Source organism: Klebsiella sp. CN_Kp075 (assembly GCF_040065055.2).
Classification (GTDB): domain Bacteria; phylum Pseudomonadota; class Gammaproteobacteria; order Enterobacterales; family Enterobacteriaceae; genus Klebsiella; species Klebsiella aerogenes.
The window spans coordinates 4,388,358-4,405,860 of record NZ_CM198050.1; the positions used below are offsets into that span (position 1 = coordinate 4,388,358).

The 17,503-nt window shown below is 56.4% G+C and carries 16 protein-coding genes; 3 read left to right on the forward strand and 13 right to left on the reverse strand.

The window, feature by feature from the left end:
• Positions 1 to 28 precede the first annotated feature (28 nt).
• Positions 29 to 1,072, reverse strand: coding sequence for a GMP reductase (locus ABLV78_RS20965; protein WP_047042678.1), 1,044 nt, complete (start codon positions 1,070 to 1,072; stop codon positions 29 to 31).
• A 337-nt stretch (positions 1,073 to 1,409) separates the two neighbouring features.
• Between ABLV78_RS20965 and coaE the strand changes: the two genes are divergently transcribed.
• Genes coaE through yacG form a run of 3 tightly spaced genes read left to right on the forward strand, consistent with a single transcriptional unit; the run spans position 1,410 to position 2,977 of the window.
• A complete protein-coding gene (coaE, locus tag ABLV78_RS20970; protein ID WP_045390022.1) occupies positions 1,410 to 2,030 on the forward strand; it encodes a dephospho-CoA kinase in 621 nt (206 codons plus the stop codon).
• Complete coding sequence (gene zapD, locus ABLV78_RS20975; RefSeq protein WP_032709885.1) at positions 2,030 to 2,773, forward strand: cell division protein ZapD; 744 nt, start codon at positions 2,030 to 2,032, stop codon at positions 2,771 to 2,773. The genes coaE and zapD overlap by 1 nt, the downstream gene beginning before the upstream one ends.
• Before the next feature lie 9 nt (positions 2,774 to 2,782).
• The gene (yacG, locus tag ABLV78_RS20980) at positions 2,783 to 2,977 is read left to right on the forward strand and encodes a DNA gyrase inhibitor YacG (RefSeq protein ID WP_015368237.1); all 195 of its coding nucleotides are present in this window, start codon (positions 2,783 to 2,785) and stop codon (positions 2,975 to 2,977) included.
• Positions 2,978 to 3,044: 67 nt separating this feature from the next.
• Here yacG and mutT read toward each other — a convergent pair whose 3' ends face one another.
• The 12 genes from mutT to murD all read right to left on the reverse strand — a co-directional run bounded on the left by mutT (position 3,045) and on the right by murD (position 17,503).
• On the reverse strand, positions 3,045 to 3,437 hold the full coding sequence (gene mutT, locus ABLV78_RS20985) for an 8-oxo-dGTP diphosphatase MutT (protein ID WP_045390019.1): 393 nt from the start codon (positions 3,435 to 3,437) through the stop codon (positions 3,045 to 3,047).
• A 60-nt stretch (positions 3,438 to 3,497) separates the two neighbouring features.
• A complete protein-coding gene (gene secA, locus ABLV78_RS20990; protein WP_032709883.1) occupies positions 3,498 to 6,203 on the reverse strand; it encodes a preprotein translocase subunit SecA in 2,706 nt (901 codons plus the stop codon).
• 60 nt (positions 6,204 to 6,263) lie between these two features.
• Positions 6,264 to 6,761 (reverse strand): secA translation cis-regulator SecM, encoded by a 498-nt coding sequence (secM, locus tag ABLV78_RS20995; protein WP_020079609.1) that lies wholly within the window; start codon positions 6,759 to 6,761, stop codon positions 6,264 to 6,266.
• Positions 6,762 to 7,083: 322 nt separating this feature from the next.
• Positions 7,084 to 8,001: a UDP-3-O-acyl-N-acetylglucosamine deacetylase gene (gene lpxC / locus ABLV78_RS21000; RefSeq protein ID WP_015368241.1), complete on the reverse strand. Its 918-nt coding sequence runs from the start codon at positions 7,999 to 8,001 to the stop codon at positions 7,084 to 7,086.
• Positions 8,002 to 8,101: 100 nt separating this feature from the next.
• Positions 8,102 to 9,253 carry a cell division protein FtsZ gene (gene ftsZ, locus ABLV78_RS21005; RefSeq protein ID WP_004857884.1) on the reverse strand — a complete coding sequence of 384 codons (1,152 nt, stop codon included), beginning with the start codon at positions 9,251 to 9,253 and terminating at the stop codon, positions 8,102 to 8,104.
• Positions 9,254 to 9,315: 62 nt separating this feature from the next.
• Positions 9,316 to 10,578 carry a cell division protein FtsA gene (gene ftsA / locus ABLV78_RS21010; RefSeq protein WP_002888625.1) on the reverse strand — a complete coding sequence of 421 codons (1,263 nt, stop codon included), beginning with the start codon at positions 10,576 to 10,578 and terminating at the stop codon, positions 9,316 to 9,318.
• A complete protein-coding gene (gene ftsQ / locus ABLV78_RS21015) occupies positions 10,575 to 11,408 on the reverse strand; it encodes a cell division protein FtsQ (RefSeq protein ID WP_015368242.1) in 834 nt (277 codons plus the stop codon). Before ftsQ ends, ftsA begins: the two co-directional genes overlap by 4 nt.
• A gap of 1 nt (position 11,409) precedes the next feature.
• Positions 11,410 to 12,330: a D-alanine--D-alanine ligase gene (locus ABLV78_RS21020; RefSeq protein ID WP_045390016.1), complete on the reverse strand. Its 921-nt coding sequence runs from the start codon at positions 12,328 to 12,330 to the stop codon at positions 11,410 to 11,412.
• Entirely contained in the window at positions 12,323 to 13,798 is a 1,476-nt protein-coding gene (gene murC / locus ABLV78_RS21025; RefSeq protein ID WP_020079611.1) for a UDP-N-acetylmuramate--L-alanine ligase, read from the reverse strand. Before murC ends, ABLV78_RS21020 begins: the two co-directional genes overlap by 8 nt.
• A gap of 47 nt (positions 13,799 to 13,845) precedes the next feature.
• Positions 13,846 to 14,916: an undecaprenyldiphospho-muramoylpentapeptide beta-N-acetylglucosaminyltransferase gene (gene murG / locus ABLV78_RS21030; protein ID WP_047042683.1), complete on the reverse strand. Its 1,071-nt coding sequence runs from the start codon at positions 14,914 to 14,916 to the stop codon at positions 13,846 to 13,848.
• Positions 14,913 to 16,187 (reverse strand): cell division protein FtsW, encoded by a 1,275-nt coding sequence (gene ftsW / locus ABLV78_RS21035; RefSeq protein WP_045390013.1) that lies wholly within the window; start codon positions 16,185 to 16,187, stop codon positions 14,913 to 14,915. Before ftsW ends, murG begins: the two co-directional genes overlap by 4 nt.
• Complete coding sequence (gene murD, locus ABLV78_RS21040) at positions 16,187 to 17,503, reverse strand: UDP-N-acetylmuramoyl-L-alanine--D-glutamate ligase (RefSeq protein ID WP_047042687.1); 1,317 nt, start codon at positions 17,501 to 17,503, stop codon at positions 16,187 to 16,189. The genes ftsW and murD overlap by 1 nt, the downstream gene beginning before the upstream one ends.

Genomic DNA, 17,503 nt, shown 5'->3' on the forward strand with positions numbered 1-17,503 from the left:
GCTGGCGCTAAAGCGCCAGCCATCGTCCTTACAGGCTGTTGAACACGCGGTTCTCTTGTTCCTGGACGCGGATAAAGGTTGTGCGTTTGGTCAGCTCTTTCAGGCGGGAAGCGCCGACATAGGTGCATGCTGAACGCAGGCCGCCGAGGATGTCGCGCGCGGTATTATCAACCGGGCCGCGCAGCGGCAGCTTAACGGTTTTGCCTTCCGCCGCGCGGTACTTCGCGACGCCGCCGACGTGGCGAGTCATCGCCGATTCAGAGCTCATACCGTAAAACAGCATGAATTTTTCGCCGTTCTCTTCAACCACGGTACCGCCGCTCTCTTCGTGGCCCGCCAGCATCCCGCCGAGCATCACGAAATCGGCGCCGCCGCCAAAAGCTTTCGCGACATCGCCCGGCATAGTACAGCCGCCATCGCTGATGATCTGGCCGCCGAGACCGTGCGCGGCATCGGCGCATTCAATCACCGCAGACAGCTGCGGGTAGCCAACGCCGGTTTTCACGCGGGTAGTACAGACGGAGCCAGGGCCGATGCCGACTTTAACGATATCAGCGCCGGAAAGAATCAGTTCTTCACACATCTCACCGGTCACTACGTTGCCGGCAATAATGGTTTTTTGCGGCCAGGCGGCGCGGGCTTTCGCCACGAACTGAACAAAGTGCTCAGAGTAGCCGTTAGCCACGTCGATGCACACAAAGTTCAGTTGCGGATTCTGCGCCAGGATCTGCTGAGTTTTTTCAAAGTCCGCGTCAGAGGTGCCGGTGGACACCATCACATGCTGCAGCACTTCTGCGGATTCGCTCTGCACAAACGCCTGCCATTCTTCAACGCTGTAGTGCTTGTGCACGGCGGTCAGAATTCCAAAAGCGGACAGGGCTTTCGCCATGCTGAAGGTGCCGACGGTATCCATGTTAGCAGCGATAATCGGTACGCCGGACCAGGTCTGGCCTGAATGCTTAAAGGTGAATTCACGTTCCAGCTGAACATCAGAACGGCTTTTGAGGGTAGAGCGCTTCGGGCGGATAAGAACGTCTTTAAAACCTAGCTTCAGATCTTCTTCAATACGCATGTGCGAATTCCTGGGGTTAATTGCATTAATGTGAGAGCACAACTCCAGTGACGCTATCATACGCACGAATCATAGCCGCGCAAGACTGCGATTTTCACTTTTTTTACGCTACAATCGTTTAAATTTACCTGGTGAATAGCGAAAAACACGCTCGTGTGCTTTCCTTACCAGTGCATCATTTTTAACCAATTGATTTTCATATATAAAGAAAGTAACGATTCACATTATGGATACTTTTTCGATTTAGCAAAATCTCGATTAAGCTTTCCCCGGCGCCTGACGGGCGTGGTGAATCGCCAGGGTTTTGAACAATAATGTGACATCGGGATTGAAGTGTATGGGGTATACGGTAGCGTTAACAGGCGGCATCGGTAGCGGTAAAAGTACCGTTGCCGACGAATTTGCTCACCTGGGCGTAACCGTTATCGACGCCGATATTATTGCGCGCCAGGTTGTAGAACCCGGTACACCTGCCCTGCTCGCCATCGCCGAAAGATTTGGTCCACAGATGATCAACGACGATGGCTGCCTGAATCGCCGCCGCTTGCGCGAGCGTATTTTTGCTCATAGCGAGGACAAGGCCTGGCTTAACGCGCTGCTGCATCCGCTGATTCAGCAAGAAACGCGCCGTCAGATGCAGGCCTCAACCTCGCCTTATCTCCTCTGGGTCGTACCCTTGCTGGTCGAAAACCGCCTGACCGATAAAGCCGATCGCGTGCTGGTTGTCGATGTGCCGAAAGAGACGCAAATCGAGCGCACCATGCGCCGCGATGGGGTCAGTCGCGAACACGCTGAACATATTCTTGCCGCCCAGGCGACGCGCGAACAGCGTCTTGCCGCAGCGGATGATGTTATTGAAAACATGGGCTCCGCGGATGCCGTCGCATCCCACGTCGCCCGCCTGCACGAAAAGTATTTAATGCTGGCATCGCAGGCCGCCTCACAGGAAAAATCGTAATGCATACCCCTGTTCTCTTCGAACATCCGCTCAATGAGAAAATGCGCACCTGGCTGCGCATTGAATTTTTATTTCAGCAGCTCTCTTCTCGCCCCACCATCGCCAGCTACGCGGACGCCCTCCATTTTTTCCGCAATACCGGCGATCTCCTGGATGTGCTGGAACGCGGTGAAGTGCGTACCGATCTGCTGAAAGAGCTGGAGCGACAACAGCGGAAATTACAAACCTGGGCCGAAGTGCCCGGTGTCGACCAGCAGCGTATTGATGCTCTGCGTCAGCAGCTTAAACAGTCCGGCAGCACCTTGATTTCCGCTCCGCGCATTGGCCAGTTTCTTCGTGAAGATCGACTGATTGGCCTGGTGCGCCAGCGTCTGAGCATCCCCGGCGGCTGTTGCGGCTTTGATTTACCAACGCTACATATCTGGCTGCATATGCCGCAGGAATATCGTGATGAGCAGGTGGCGAGATGGTTAGCGAGCCTGACGCCGCTGATGCAGTCGCTGGAGTTGATCCTTGATTTGATTCGTAACTCTGCGCCTTTCCGTAAGCAAACCAGCCTCAATGGCTTTTATCAGGATAACGGCGACGATGCCGATCTGCTGCGCCTGCGCCTGGATCTCGCAAGCCAGCTGTATCCGCAAATTTCCGGCCATAAAAGCCGCTTCGCTATCCGTTTCCTGCCGCTGGACAGCGAGCATGGCATCGTGCCGGAACGCTTTGATTTTGAACTGGCTTGTTGCTAAGGAGATACTATGTCAGAAGAGACTATCGTTAACTGCCCAACCTGCGGTAAAAACGTCGTCTGGAGCGAACAAAGCCCCTTTCGCCCGTTTTGCTCGAAGCGTTGCCAGCTTATCGATCTTGGCGAGTGGGCGGCGGAAGAGAAACGTATACCCAGTTCCGGCGACTTGTCTGATAGCGATGACTGGAGCGAGCCGCAGCAGTAACCTTCCCTATCGCTAATCCGGGACGATCCGGATTAGCATTTCAGGCTGGCGCCGGGTTGCACGGCGCTCAGGCAAGCGTAATAAGTTTATTGATAATCGGCTCGTTCGCCGGCGGAAATGCCTGCGGATCCAGCGCCTGCTGCGCCATCCACTGCCCCGGTTGCCCTTCTTTGCCCCACGGCTCGCCTTGCCAGTTTTCCACCAGGAAGAACCATAGCGTGATATGGCGGTCAGGGAACTGATAATCCAGTTTGTCGAACAACGTGGACGTCGTCACCGTAATCCCGACTTCTTCCTGCAGTTCACGTACCAGCGCCTGTTCCGGCGTCTCACCTGATTCTATTTTGCCGCCGGGGAATTCCAGTTTATTAGCCATATGCGCGTCTGCGGCACGCTGGGTAATAAAAATTTCGCCTTGCGGATTGCGAATTATCCCGACGGCGATTTGCAGTTTTTTCATTAAATCAGCTCCATAAAAAAGGCGCAGAAATCTGCGCCCTGGTTTGCTTTTTATCAGCCCTTAGCTCAGACGGCCGTGGCACTGTTTATATTTTTTACCGGAACCGCACGGGCACGGATCGTTGCGCCCAACTTTACGGTCGCCGGTCTGTTCCGCCAGCGAAGCGGCAGCCAGAGTATCGTCATCCTGGTGGCTCAGCTGCTGCATCTGCGCGAGACGCTCTGCCTCTTCGCGACGTTGCTGTTCCATCTCTTCGACTTCTTCCGGCATCCGCACCTGTACCTTGCTCAGGGTGCTGATGACTTCATACTTCAGCGATTCGAGCATGGCTGCGAACATTGAGAAGGATTCGCGCTTGTACTCCTGCTTCGGATCTTTCTGCGCATAGCCGCGCAGATGAATACCCTGGCGCAGGTAGTCCATCGCCGCCAGGTGCTCTTTCCACAGGGAATCCAGCGTTTGCAGCATGACGCCTTTCTCGAAGTGACGCATCATTTCGGCGCCAACCACTTCTTCTTTACGCTGGTAGGTTTCTACCGCGCTCTGCAGAATACGTTCGCGCAGGGTCTCTTCGTGCAGCTCCGGCTCTTTATCCAGCCACTCTTTGATTGGCAGATCAAGGTCGAAGTCGTTTTTCAGACGTTCCTGCAGGCCTTCGATATCCCACATCTCTTCCAGCGACTGCGGCGGAATGTGCGCATCGATAGTGGCTTTGAAGACATCTTCGCGGATGCTGTTGATGGTTTCGCTCACGTCGGAGATATCCAGCAGCTCGTTACGCTGGGTGTAAATAGCGCGACGCTGATCGTTGGCGACGTCATCATATTCCAGCAGCTGTTTACGGATATCGAAGTTGCGGCTTTCCACTTTACGCTGAGCGTTAGCAATCGCTTTGGTCACCCACGGGTGCTCGATAGCTTCGCCCGGCTTCATCCCCAGTTTACGCATCATGCCGGATACGCGATCGGAGGCGAAGATACGCATCAGGGCATCTTCCATCGACAGGTAGAAGCGGGAAGAACCGGCATCACCCTGACGGCCAGCACGGCCACGCAGCTGGTTATCGATACGGCGGGATTCATGACGCTCGGTACCAATGATGTGCAGACCGCCTGCGGCCAGTACCGCATCGTGGCGCACCTGCCAGTCAGCTTTGATCTTTTCAATCTGCTCCGGCGTTGGATTTTCCAGCGCGGCGACTTCTGCCTGCCAGCTACCGCCGAGCATAATATCGGTACCACGCCCCGCCATGTTGGTAGCGATGGTGACCGCAGCCGGATAACCCGCCTGGGCGACGATATCCGCTTCGCTGGCGTGGAACTTGGCGTTCAGGACGTTGTGCTTGATGCCGGCTTTCGTCAGTTCGCGGGAAACCACTTCAGATTTTTCGATTGAGATAGTACCGACCAGCACCGGCTGACCGGCGGCGGTACGATCTTTAATATCTTCGATAATCGCCTGAATTTTTTCCGCTTCGGTCATATAGACCAGATCGGCCATATCCTTACGGATCATCGGACGGTTAGTCGGGACGACAACGGTATCCAGTTTATAGATTGAGCTGAATTCAAAGGCTTCGGTATCCGCGGTACCGGTCATCCCCGCCAGCTTCTCGTACAGACGGAAGTAGTTCTGGAAGGTGATGGATGCCAGAGTCTGGTTCTCGTTCTGGATCTCCACGCCTTCTTTGGCTTCTACCGCCTGGTGCAGGCCATCGGACCAGCGACGCCCCTGCATCGTACGGCCGGTGTGTTCATCGACGATGATGACTTCGCCATCTTTCACGATGTAGTCAACGTCACGGGTAAACAGCGCGTGGGCGCGCAGCGCGGCGGTAACATGGTGCATCAGCATAATGTTGGTCGGAGAATACAGCGATTCGCCTTCCTCCATGATGCCTTCCTGCACCAGCAGCTCTTCGATCAGTACCAGACCGCGTTCGGTCAGGTTAACCTGGCGAGCTTTCTCGTCCACGGAGAAGTGGCCTTCACCGGTAAAGGTGTCGGAGTCTTCCTTTTCCTGGCGGATCAGGTGCGGAATAATTTTGTTCACCTTGCGATACATTTCGGAGCTGTCTTCAGCCGGGCCGGAAATGATAAGCGGGGTACGCGCTTCGTCGATCAGGATGGAGTCCACCTCATCCACCAGCGCATAGTGCAGCTTACGCTGTACGCGCTCTTCCGGACTGAACGCCATGTTATCGCGCAGATAATCGAAGCCGTATTCGTTGTTGGTACCGTAGGTGATGTCGGCCGCGTAGGCTTCACGCTTCGCCGGCGCAGGCAGGCCGGACATATTGATGCCCACGCTCATACCGAGGAATTCGAACAGCGGACGGTTGTTTTCGGCGTCACGCTGCGCCAGATAGTCGTTGACGGTAACGACGTGAACGCCTTTACCGGTCAGCGCGTTAAGGTAGGCCGGCAGGGTCGCGGTCAGGGTTTTACCTTCACCAGTACGCATTTCCGCGATGCAGCGGTCGTTCAATACCATACCGCCCAGCAGCTGCACGTCGAAGTGGCGCATACCGAAGACGCGTTTACTCGCTTCGCGCACCACGGCAAAAGCTTCCGGGATCAGGCTTTCCAGACTTTCACCTTTCTCCAGACGCGCGCGGAATTCTCCGGTTTTGGCTTTCAGCTCATCATCAGAGAGCTTTTCCATCGCCGGTTCCATACCGTTGATGATATTGACGACTTTGCGCATACGACGCAGCGTACGGTCGTTACGGCTACCGAACACCTTAGTTAACATTTTAATTAGCATAATAAAATCTCAAACGCCCCGCAGTGCGGAGTAAAAAAATAGGATGGTCCGTGTTTATTTTCAGCTGAGACGTTGAGGCCCTGCGCGGATCCCCGCTACCTGGCTTATCCAGGCGCTGACGCGGAAGACAGAATAAGAGGAAGGGATATAAGCTGCCTGGCGGATAACCACCGGCGGTCTGCTGTCCTGGGTCAGCAGCGCGCTGAGCGTATCGAGCAGGGCCAGATGCTGAGCCTGAAGCGGCGACGATTCTTCCGCCACCGGCAAAGCCTGCGGCGCCATCGCGAACGACAGATGGCGAATGACGGTGCGAATCGCATGCTGATGCCAGTAATCGACGGTAAAATTCGGCCGACGGTTGGCCTCCAGCAGCGCCAGCTGGGAGAAATTAACTTTATTCGGGTTATGGTTGCTGGCCGTGGCTTTCGCCGGCGTAGTGGTTTCGTGGCTGTTGTTAAGCGCAGGCAGGCCGAGGCTAGCCGCGACCATCCCCAACAGGAGATGCGGCCAAAAATACCGTCTGCCAAACTGTCGCCAACGCGTCAGCAATCCACTCACTTTCTTTACCTTTAGTTGGTATTCCTGCGTCCTTTCAGGCGGTCCATTTTATTGGCGGTCTTCGCAGTACAGCCTGAAATCGACAGGATAAAGCAACCCAGAGAAAAATTTTGCGCCCAAATACTAACATTAATACCGCGCCGAGACAGCAGGAATGAACGCTAATGCTGCGGTAAAACGCTTAATAAAGCAGCGAACGCGCACAGGTTATTGCCAGCGAAACGCAGTGAAAAGCGGTTTGGGGAGGCTAAAAAGAAAAACGACTGGTTCCCTGGACGGAGAGAGTACCAGGTTACCAGTCGAATTTACTGAATGGTCAGGCTTACGCCAGAACCATTGACGGTGCGCGGAATGCCAGCGGCAGTTTTGCGTCGTCTTCGAAGGTCACATACTCCCAGGCTTCCTGTTTTGCCAGAACAGCCTGCAGCAGTTTGTTATTTAACGCGTGACCGGATTTGAACGCCGTGAATGCGCCGATAATGTTGTGACCACACATAAACAGGTCACCGATCGCATCCAGCATTTTGTGGCGTACAAACTCATCTTCAAAGCGCAGACCGTCTTCGTTCAGTACGCGATAATCGTCAACAACGATGGCACAATCGAAGCTGCCGCCCAGGCACAGGCCACGGGACTGCAGATATTCGATATCACGCATGAAACCGAAAGTACGAGCACGGCTAATCTGACGCATGAACGCATCAGCCGAGAAGTTCAGCGCATAGCGTTGGGTGCTTGAGTCAATCGCCGGATGGTTAAAGTCGATGGTAAAGTCCAACGAAAAACCATTGTACGGCTTAAACTCAGCCCATTTGTCGCCATCTTCAACGCGAACCGTCTCTTTGATACGCACAAATTTCTTGGCGCTGTTCAGTTCATCGATGCCGGCATCCAGCAACAGATAAACGAACGGAGCGGCGCTACCGTCCATAATCGGGATTTCCGGCGCATCGACTTCAACAATAATGTTGTCGATGCCCAGGCCAGCCAGTGCGGCATTTAAGTGCTCGACTGTAGAAATCCGCACGTCATGCTCGTTCACCAGGCAAGTACAGAGCATGGTATCACGCACAGATTTGGCATCAGCCGGAAAATCAACCGGTGGATTCAAGTCGGTGCGACGATAGATGACCCCGGTATTTGCCGGCGCAGGGCGTAAAGTCAGCGTGACTTTCTTGCCGGTATGCAAACCGACACCAGTCGCCTGAACAATACGTTTAAGAGTCCTTTGTTTGATCATCGTATAATCTCGCCAAGTTACCTATCCAACCGAAGTGTACTATACATTCGGCAGGGCAGTTTAGCACAAAGAGCGCAGATGCCCAACTTCCAGCCAATTCTTAATCGGCTTGCTTACGCAGGAAAGCTGGAATATCCAGATAATCCGGCTCTTTCGCGGTTTGCGGAGTATTGTCGTTCACCACTTTCGCGACCGGTTTCTGCTCTTGAGTTAATGGAGCCATACCGTGCTGCTGGTAGCGATCCATTACCGGCTGCTGTACCTGTTTGTTGGTCACCAGGGTAATTTCCGGACGCTTGTCCATACCGATACCGGTGGCAACAACGGTCACACGCAGTTCATCGTTCATATCCGGGTCCAGAGAGGTACCGATAACCACGGTCGCGTTATCCGAAGCAAAGGCGCGGATAGTGTTACCGACGGTCTCGAACTCATCCAGACGCAGGTCGAAGCCAGCGGTGATGTTGACCAGTACGCCACGCGCGCCGGACAGATCGATATCTTCCAGCAGCGGAGAAGAGATAGCCATTTCAGCCGCTTCTTCCGCACGGTCTTCACCGCTCGCCACGCCGGAGCCCATCATTGCGTAGCCCATTTCCGACATCACGGTACGAACGTCCGCGAAGTCGACGTTCATCAGACCCGGACGGGTAATCAGTTCGGCAATACCCTGCACCGCGCCTTTCAGTACGTCGTTCGCCGCGCCGAAAGCGTCAAGCAGAGAGATACCGCGACCCAGTACTTTCAGCAGCTTGTCGTTCGGGATGGTGATCAGTGAGTCAACGTGCTTGGACAGCTCGGTGATCCCCTGCTCAGCAAACGCCATGCGCTTCTTGCCTTCGAAATTAAATGGCTTAGTGACGACCGCAACGGTCAGGATACCCAGATCCTTCGCCACTTCCGCGACCACTGGCGCCGCACCGGTACCGGTACCGCCGCCCATACCCGCCGCGATAAAGACCATGTCCGCGCCATCAAGCGCAGCGCGCAGCGCTTCACGGTCTTCGTCAGCCGCATTACGGCCAACTTCCGGGTTCGCGCCTGCACCCAGACCTTTGGTAATACCGCTACCGATCTGGATAGTCTGGCCAACAGCCGTTTTACGCAGCGCCTGCGCATCGGTGTTCACCGCGAAGAATTCAACACCCTCAATGCGCTCGCGCACCATGTGTTCAACGGCATTACCGCCGCCGCCACCGACGCCGATGACTTTAATCACCGCGTCGTTGGTCAGTTCCATAGGTTCAAACATAGTTTCTCTCCGTCTTGTGCCTGTCGCCTGAGAACGCTAATTGTCTGCGTTCTCTTAAAAAATTAAAACTCTTTTCGCAGCCAGCTGTTGAGTCGCTTAATCCACGAGCCCACTGACGCCGTCACGCGTTTTTCGACTTCTGCTTCACCACTGAGATGTGACTCTTTTCCGTAGTGCAGCAGCCCAACCGCCGTCGAATAATACGGCTCCTGAGCGTAATCCGTTAAACCGGTAATGTTCAGCGGCGCGCCAATGCGTACCTGCGTATGGAACACGCGCTGCGCGCAGGCCGCCAGGCCTTCGATTTGCGCGGCGCCGCCGGTTAAAACAATCCCCGCCGCCAGATGGTGTTTGACCCCTTGCTGACGGAGCTGTTCCTGCAGCTGCAGGATTTCTTCATTAACCAGATTGAGCAGTTCGGTATAACGCGGTTCAATCACCTCTGCCAGCGTCTGACGCTGCAGGCTACGCGGCGGACGTCCGCCCACGCTCGGTACTTCCACGTTTTCGTCTTTACCGACGATTGAACCTAATGCGCAACCGTGACGAACCTTGATGGCTTCGGCGTCGCTCGGCGGCGTACCGAAGGCATAGGCGATGTCGCTGGTCACCACGTTGCCCGCGTAAGGGATCACTTTGGTGTGACGCAGCGCGCCGCCGGTATACACGGCGATATCCATTGTACCACCGCCGATGTCCACTACGCAGACACCCAGCTCACGTTCGTCTTCCGTTAATACGGAATAACTGGCCGCTAAACCGGCGAAAATAAGTTGGTCAACTTTCAGACCACAACGTTCAACCGCTTTAACAATGTTTTTCGCCATATCGTTATGGCAGGTAATCAGATGTACCTTCGCCTGCATACGCACGCCGGATAACCCTACCGGGTTTTTAATACCTTCCTGGTAGTCGATGGCGTATTCCTGCGGGATGACGTGCAGTACGCGATGCTCGTCGCGTACGCGTACCGATTTCGCGGTATGAACGACGTTCTCCACGTCATCCTGCGTCACCTCTTCTTCGGAGATAGGCACCATGCCAATCTCATTTTGACAGCTAATATGCTTGCCTGAAAGCGCCAGATACACTGATGAGATCTGGCAATCGGCCATCAGTTCAGCCTGGTCGATAGCGCGCTGTACGCATTTCACTACCGACTCGAGGTCATTCACCCCGCCTTTATCCATGCCGCGCGATGGGCAACTGCCCACGCCAATGATATTAATCATACCGTCGGGCAGAACTTCCCCTACTAAAGCGGCAACCTTCGCGGTGCCAATCTCCAGTCCAACTACCAGTTTTCTGTCCGTCGCCTTGATCATCGTTGTTCTGCCTGTGCCTGATTCTGTTGTTGATTATTTTCCTCTACGGGAGCAGGTACCCAACCTACCGCCGCACCCGAGTCATAGCGCAAATCAACGTAGCTTATCCGTTTGCCGTCGGTCTGTGCCTGCTGCTGAAGAACCGGGTAGAGTTCCATAAAGCGCTGAAGCCGTTTCATGGTGTCGCCGCGGCCAAGGTTGAGCTTAATATCGTTATTAAGCGTCAACTGCCAGGAGCGACGCGCGGTCATTGCCGCCACTTTCAACGTGAACTTATTCTTTGCCAGCACCTGCCCCATGTCGCGGTATCCCTGCAGCACTTCATTTTCGCTGCCTTCAGGGCCGTATAACATCGGTAAGTTCTGTTTGCTGGTACGATCCGCCGGCACGCTGAAAGAATTTCCTTCGACGTCTACCATATGTTGATCATTCCAGCGCGCAATCGGCACATATTCAACCAGATGAATCTTCAATTCATCGGGCCATTGTTTTCTTACGCTCGCCTGTTTAATCCACGGCAGGCGCTCAATTTGACTCTGGATGATATTGACGTCCTGAGTCATAAAAGTGCCCGGCGAGCCCAACGCCAGAATAGCCTGACGGATATCATCGTTACGCGTGTAGTGACGTTCGCCGGTGACGACCATTTTCGACAACGGCAGACGCTGCGCATCTTCCATCCATCCAAGAACCATCCATCCGCTGACCAACACGGTACACAACACCGCCAGCAGGAAAACGATACCTGCCAGCCGGGTTCCATTATTCCGACGCGAAGAAGCAATCGACTCTTCTTCCTGGTTCCGCGTATTCAGCGCCGCCTGCGACATATCACCCCGCCAGGTCCAGAATTCGTACAACAAGCTGCGAGAAGCTCATCCCCGCCTGGCGGGCCGCCATCGGCACCAGACTATGGCTGGTCATCCCCGGTGAGGTGTTCGCTTCCAGCAGATAAAACTGGCCATCGCTGTCCAGCATCACGTCAATACGTCCCCATCCTTTGCAACCCAGAACATTCCAGGCTTTAAGCACCAGGCTCTGGATTTCTGTCTCGCGGGCAGGTTCCTCAAAACCAGGGCAGAAATATTGCGTCTCATCAGAGAGATACTTCGCCTCATAATCATAGAAGGTTCCAGCCGCCTGGATACGAATTGACGGTAAAATTTCTTCACCGACGATAGCGACGGTAAATTCCGGGCCACTAAGCCATTTCTCAATCAGAACTTCATCATCATGCTGAAAAGCCAGCGCCAATGCATCCTGCATTGCACAACTTTCGCTAACTTTCGACATCCCGACGCTTGACCCTTCGCGGCTCGGCTTGATGATAACCGGCAGCCCCAGCGCCGCAATCTGCTCACTAACGCCAGCAGAAAGTCCTGCGTTGAACTGGGCGCGGGTCAATGCAACCCATGGCGCGACCGGTAATCCCGCCCCCTGCCACAGTAATTTACTGCGCAGTTTATCCATCGAAATGGCGGAAGCCATTACGCCACTACCGGTGTACGGCAGTTGAATGAGCTCAAGAAGGCCTTGCAGCGTGCCATCTTCGCCGCCGCGCCCGTGCAGGGCAATAAACGCTTTCTGAAAGCCCATGTTTTTTAGCTGGGTGATATCAACGTCGCGCGGATCGACCGGGTGGGCATCCACCCCGCCTTCACGCAGCCCGGCCAACACCGCCGCGCCTGAATTCAGCGAGACTTCACGTTCAGCGGAGGTTCCGCCGAAGAGAACCGCGATTTTATCAGCCATGGCGGTCCTCCTCCGTTTTTTGCGGTACCAGTTTGATTTCAGCCAGGTGACGTGCGATTTTTCCTATGTTGCCGGCGCCCTGCACCAGCACCAGATCGTCGCCGGTCAATACCGACGCCAGCATCTCCGCGGCCTGCGCCGGATCGGAAACCAGAATCGGGTCAACTTTGCCGCGACCGCGGATCGTACGGCACAGCGAGCGGCTATCGGCGCCTGGAATCGGCGCTTCACCCGCCGGATACACATCCAGCATCAGCAGCGCATCGACCTGGGTCAGCACGTTGGCGAAATCATCATACAGATCGCGAGTACGGGTATAACGGTGCGGCTGGAATACCATCACCAGATTTTTATCCGGCCAGCCGGCACGCGCCGCTTTGATAGTGGCGTCGACTTCCGTCGGGTGATGACCGTAATCGTCGATCAGCATCGCGCTACCGCTCTTGCCGTTGACTTCCGCCAGCGGATATTCGCCAAGGAAGTCGAAGCGGCGGCCGGTGCCCTGGAAACTTTCCAACGCGCGCAGAATCGCCTCGTCTTCAATGCCCTCTTCCGTCGCGACGGCAACGGCCGCGGCAGCGTTAAGCGCATTGTGGCGACCCGGTGCGTTCAGCGTCACCTGCATGACCTCTTTGTCCTGGCGTACCAGGCGGAAATGGCCCTGCGCGCCGACCTGACGATACTCTTCAATGCGTACGTCGGCGTCATCGCTAAAACCATAGGTGGTGATTTGGCGGCCGACGCGCGGCAGCAGTTCACGAATCACCGGGTCATCCACGCACATCACGGCGCGCCCGTAGAACGGCAGGTTGTGCAGGAAGTTAATAAAGGTCTGCTTCAGGTTCTCGAAGTCGCCATGATAGGTATCCATATGGTCAGCTTCAATGTTGGTCACAATGGCGACCATCGGCTGCAGATGCAGGAACGACGCATCGCTCTCATCCGCTTCCGCAATCAGATAGCGGCTATGGCCAAGACGGGCATGCACACCCGCCGCCTTCACCAGCCCGCCGTTGACGAAGGTCGGATCGAGGCCGGCCTCGGCGTAAATGCTGGATACCATCGCGGTGGTGGTGGTTTTGCCGTGCGTACCGGCAATCGCAATCCCGTGACGGAAACGCATGAGTTCCGCCAGCATTTCCGCGCGGCGGATCACCGGAATGCGCGCTTCGTGCGCGGCGACGATTTCCGGGTTATCCGCGGAGATCGCGCTGGACACCACGACAACGCTGGCATCGCGCACGTTTTCCGGGCGATGGTTGAAATAAATGGTGGCGCCAAGCTGCGACAGCTGCTGAGTCACCGGATTCGGCGCAAGATCGGAGCCGCTAATCTGGTAGCCTTCATTCGCCAACACTTCGGCAATACCGCCCATACCGGCACCGCCGATGCCGACAAAGTGAATGTGCCGGACGCGACGCATCTCGGGCACTATGGAACGCAGTTTTGCCAAATCTTGTGTATTCATTCTTTACGCCATCAACTTCTTTATTCGGGCGGTGAAAATCACCGCGATTAGCGCGCCAAAGCTACGGCGCTGACCTCTTCCGCTACCCGCTCGGTAGCATCCGGAATCGAAGCGCCACGCGCTCGTTCCGCCATATCCATCAGGGTTTCCCGATCCCAACCGGCCAGGGTAGCCGCCACGGCATCCGCCGTGAACTCGGGTTGTTCGAGAATTTTCGCCGCGCCGGCTTTTTCCAGCGGCAGCGCATTCCAGTACTGCTGACGATCTTTGTGCTGGAACGGGACGAACAATGCCGGTAAACCTGCGGCAGCGATTTCGCTGACCGTCAGCGCGCCGGAACGACAAACAACCACATCGGCCCACGCATAGGCTGCCGCCATATCATCAATAAACTCAGTCACTTTATGCTGCGACTGACCGGCGGCGGCGTACGCCTGGCGCACGGTATCCATGCCGCCTTTCCCGCTCTGATGCCAGATGGTCACCGCATCGCCGAGCTTCGCGGCCACCTGCGGCATAGTCTGGTTCAGCACGCGCGCGCCCTGAGAGCCGCCGACCACCAGCACGCGAATCGGCCCCTGCCGCCCCACCAGACGCTGTCCCGGCAGCGGTAGCGCGAGAACGTCAGTACGCACCGGATTCCCCACGACATCTGCGTGCGGGAAGGCGCCGGGAAACGCCTGCATCACTTTCTTCGCAATCTTCGCCAGCCATTTATTGGTCAGGCCGGCAATCCCGTTTTGTTCATGCAGCACCACAGGGATCCCGAGCGACCATGCCGCCAGACCGCCAGGCCCGGAAACATAACCGCCCATGCCCAGCACCACATCCGGCTGGAAACGCTTCATGATCGCCCGCGCCTGTCGCCAGGCGTTGAAGATCCGCACCGGCGCTAACAGTTGCGCTTTTAACCCTTTGCCGCGCAGGCCGGAGATGCGAATAAAATCGATATCAATGCCGTGTTTCGGCACTAAATCCGCTTCCATACGATCGGCGGTGCCGAGCCAGCGAACCTGCCAGCCCTGGTCCATTAAATGGTGCGCGACCGCCAGCCCCGGGAACACATGTCCGCCAGTGCCGCCCGCCATCACCATTAACCGCTTTTCCTGACCGCTCATCGAACACCCCGTGTAAACGCCTGCGCTTTCTCGAGGCGCGTTTCATAATCTATTCGCAATAAAAACATAATGGCCGTCGACATAATCAGCAGACTGGAGCCACCATAACTAATCAACGGCAGGGTCAGACCTTTGGTCGGCAGCATCCCCGCCGCCGCTCCGACGTTAACCAACGCCTGGAAGCTAAACCACACGCCGATAGCACAGGCCAAAAAGCCGGAGAAGCGGTGGTCAATCTCCAGCGCTTTGCGGCCAATCGACATGGCGCGAAAGGCGACGAAGAATACCATTAAAAGCGCGAGTACCACACCGATATAACCGAGTTCTTCGCCGATAATGGCGAAGATAAAGTCGGTGTGCGCTTCCGGCAAATACTCCAGTTTCTGCACCGAGTTGCCGAGGCCCTGCCCCCACATCTCGCCGCGGCCAAAGGCCATCAGCGATTGGGTCAGCTGATAGCCGCTGCCAAACGGGTCTTCCCACGGGTTCCAGAAGGAGGTGACGCGGCGAATACGATACGGTTCGGCGAGGATCAGCAGCACCACCGCCGAGATCCCCATGCCGATAATGGCGATGAACTGCCAGAGTTTCGCGCCGGCCAGGAACAACATCGCCAGCGTGGTGACGAACAGTACGACTACCGTACCGAGGTCAGGCTGCGCCAGCAGCAGAATCGCCAGCACGAAAATCACGCCCATCGGCTTTAAGAAGCCGCGCAGGTTGTTACGCACCTCATCCGCTTTACGCACCAGATAGTTGGCGATGTAGCAGAACAGCGATAGCTTGGTAAACTCCGCCGGCTGAATACGCAGCGGCCCGAGCGCGATCCAACGCGAGGCGCCGTTAACCGAGCTCCCCACCACCAGTACGATCAGCAGCATCACAATCGAGGCGATCAGCATCGCGGTACTGTGGCGCTGCCAGAACTCCATCGGCAGACGGAGCGTAATCATCGCCAGCGCGAAAGCCAGCACAATATACAAACCATCACGCTTAGCAAACAGGAACGGATCGTTCGCCAGGCGCTGTCCGACCGGCATCGAGGCCGAGGTCACCATGATAAAACCGATAGCCGCCAGGCCGAAGGTCAGCCACAGCAGCATCCGGTCATACATGACCAGGCTATCGTTATCTTTCGGGCGTGAGCCCATCACCCAACCTTTCAGAGCGGCGAACAGCCAGGCGAAAATAAACATCCCCGGCAGTCGCGGCAGCTTCAACCGGGGCAGGCCCAGCTGTGGCATTCTCAGGCGTGGGAGAGAGAAACGCATCAACCTAACTCCTTCGCCAGACGGGTAAAGACATCACCCCGTTGTTCAAAGTTTTTAAACTGGTCCAGGCTCGCGCAGGCCGGCGACAGTAAGACCATATCGCCTGTTTTAACCTGCGAAGCGATTTGCCGCATCGCCTGTTCCATGGTTTCGGTTTGTACCGCGATTTCCGGACGCAGCGCCGCCAGTTGAGCGCCGTCGCGGCCGAAGCAGTACAGACGAACGTTCTCGCCGCCAAGATAGCGTTTCAGCGGCGTGAAGTCGGCGGATTTACCGTCGCCGCCCAACAGCAGATACAGCGTACCGTCGAGATGCAGGCCGTTCAGCGCCGCCTCGGTACTGCCGACGTTGGTCGCCTTGGAGTCATTGATCCAACGCACGCCGTTATGCTCCAGCGCCAGCTGGAAGCGGTGCGCCAGGCCGGTGAAGGTGGTCAGCGCCTTCAGGCTACTGGCGCGCGGCAAGCCCGCGGCATCCGCCAGCGCCAGCGCCGCCAGGGCATTGCTGTAGTTGTGCTGGCCGCTGATGGTCATTTCTTTCACGTTCAGCACTTTCTCACCCTTCACCCGCAGCCAGGTTTCGCCCTGCTGGCGGTTAAGGTGATAGTCTCCGACATCGACGCCGAAGCTGACGCAGCGTTCGTCAGCGCCGCGTACCGGCATGGTCAGCGCGTCATCGGCATTCACCACGCAGGTTTTAGCATTTTCATAGACCCGCAGTTTCGCCGCGCGATACTGCTGCAGCCCCAGCGGATAGCGGTCCATATGGTCCTCAGTCACGTTGAGGATGGTTGCCGCGACGGCTTTCAGGCTGGAGGTCGTCTCCAGCTGGAAGCTGGAAAGTTCAAGCACGTACAGTTCGCGCGCCGGATCCAGCAGCATCAGCGCCGGCAGGCCGATATTGCCGCCAACGCCGACGTTCACGCCCGCCGCCTTCGCCATCTCGCCCACCAGGGTAGTGACGGTGCTTTTTCCGTTAGAGCCGGTAATGGCGATAATCGGCGCCTGCGCCTCGCGGCAAAACAGCTCGATATCGCCGACGATTTCCACTCCGGCATCCGCCGCCGCGCTCAGTGAAGGGTGCGCCAGAGCAATCCCCGGGCTTGCGACAATCAGATCCGCCGCCAGCAGCCAGTCGTCGTTAAGGCCGCCCACGTGGCGCTCAACGGCTTCCGGCAGCTTATCAAGCCCGGCAGGGGCGACGCGGGTATCCATCACGCGCGGGGTTACGCCGCGCGCCATGAAAAAGTCCACGCATGACAGGCCGGTCATGCCCAGCCCAATAATGACGACTTTTTTACCCTGATAATCTGCCAT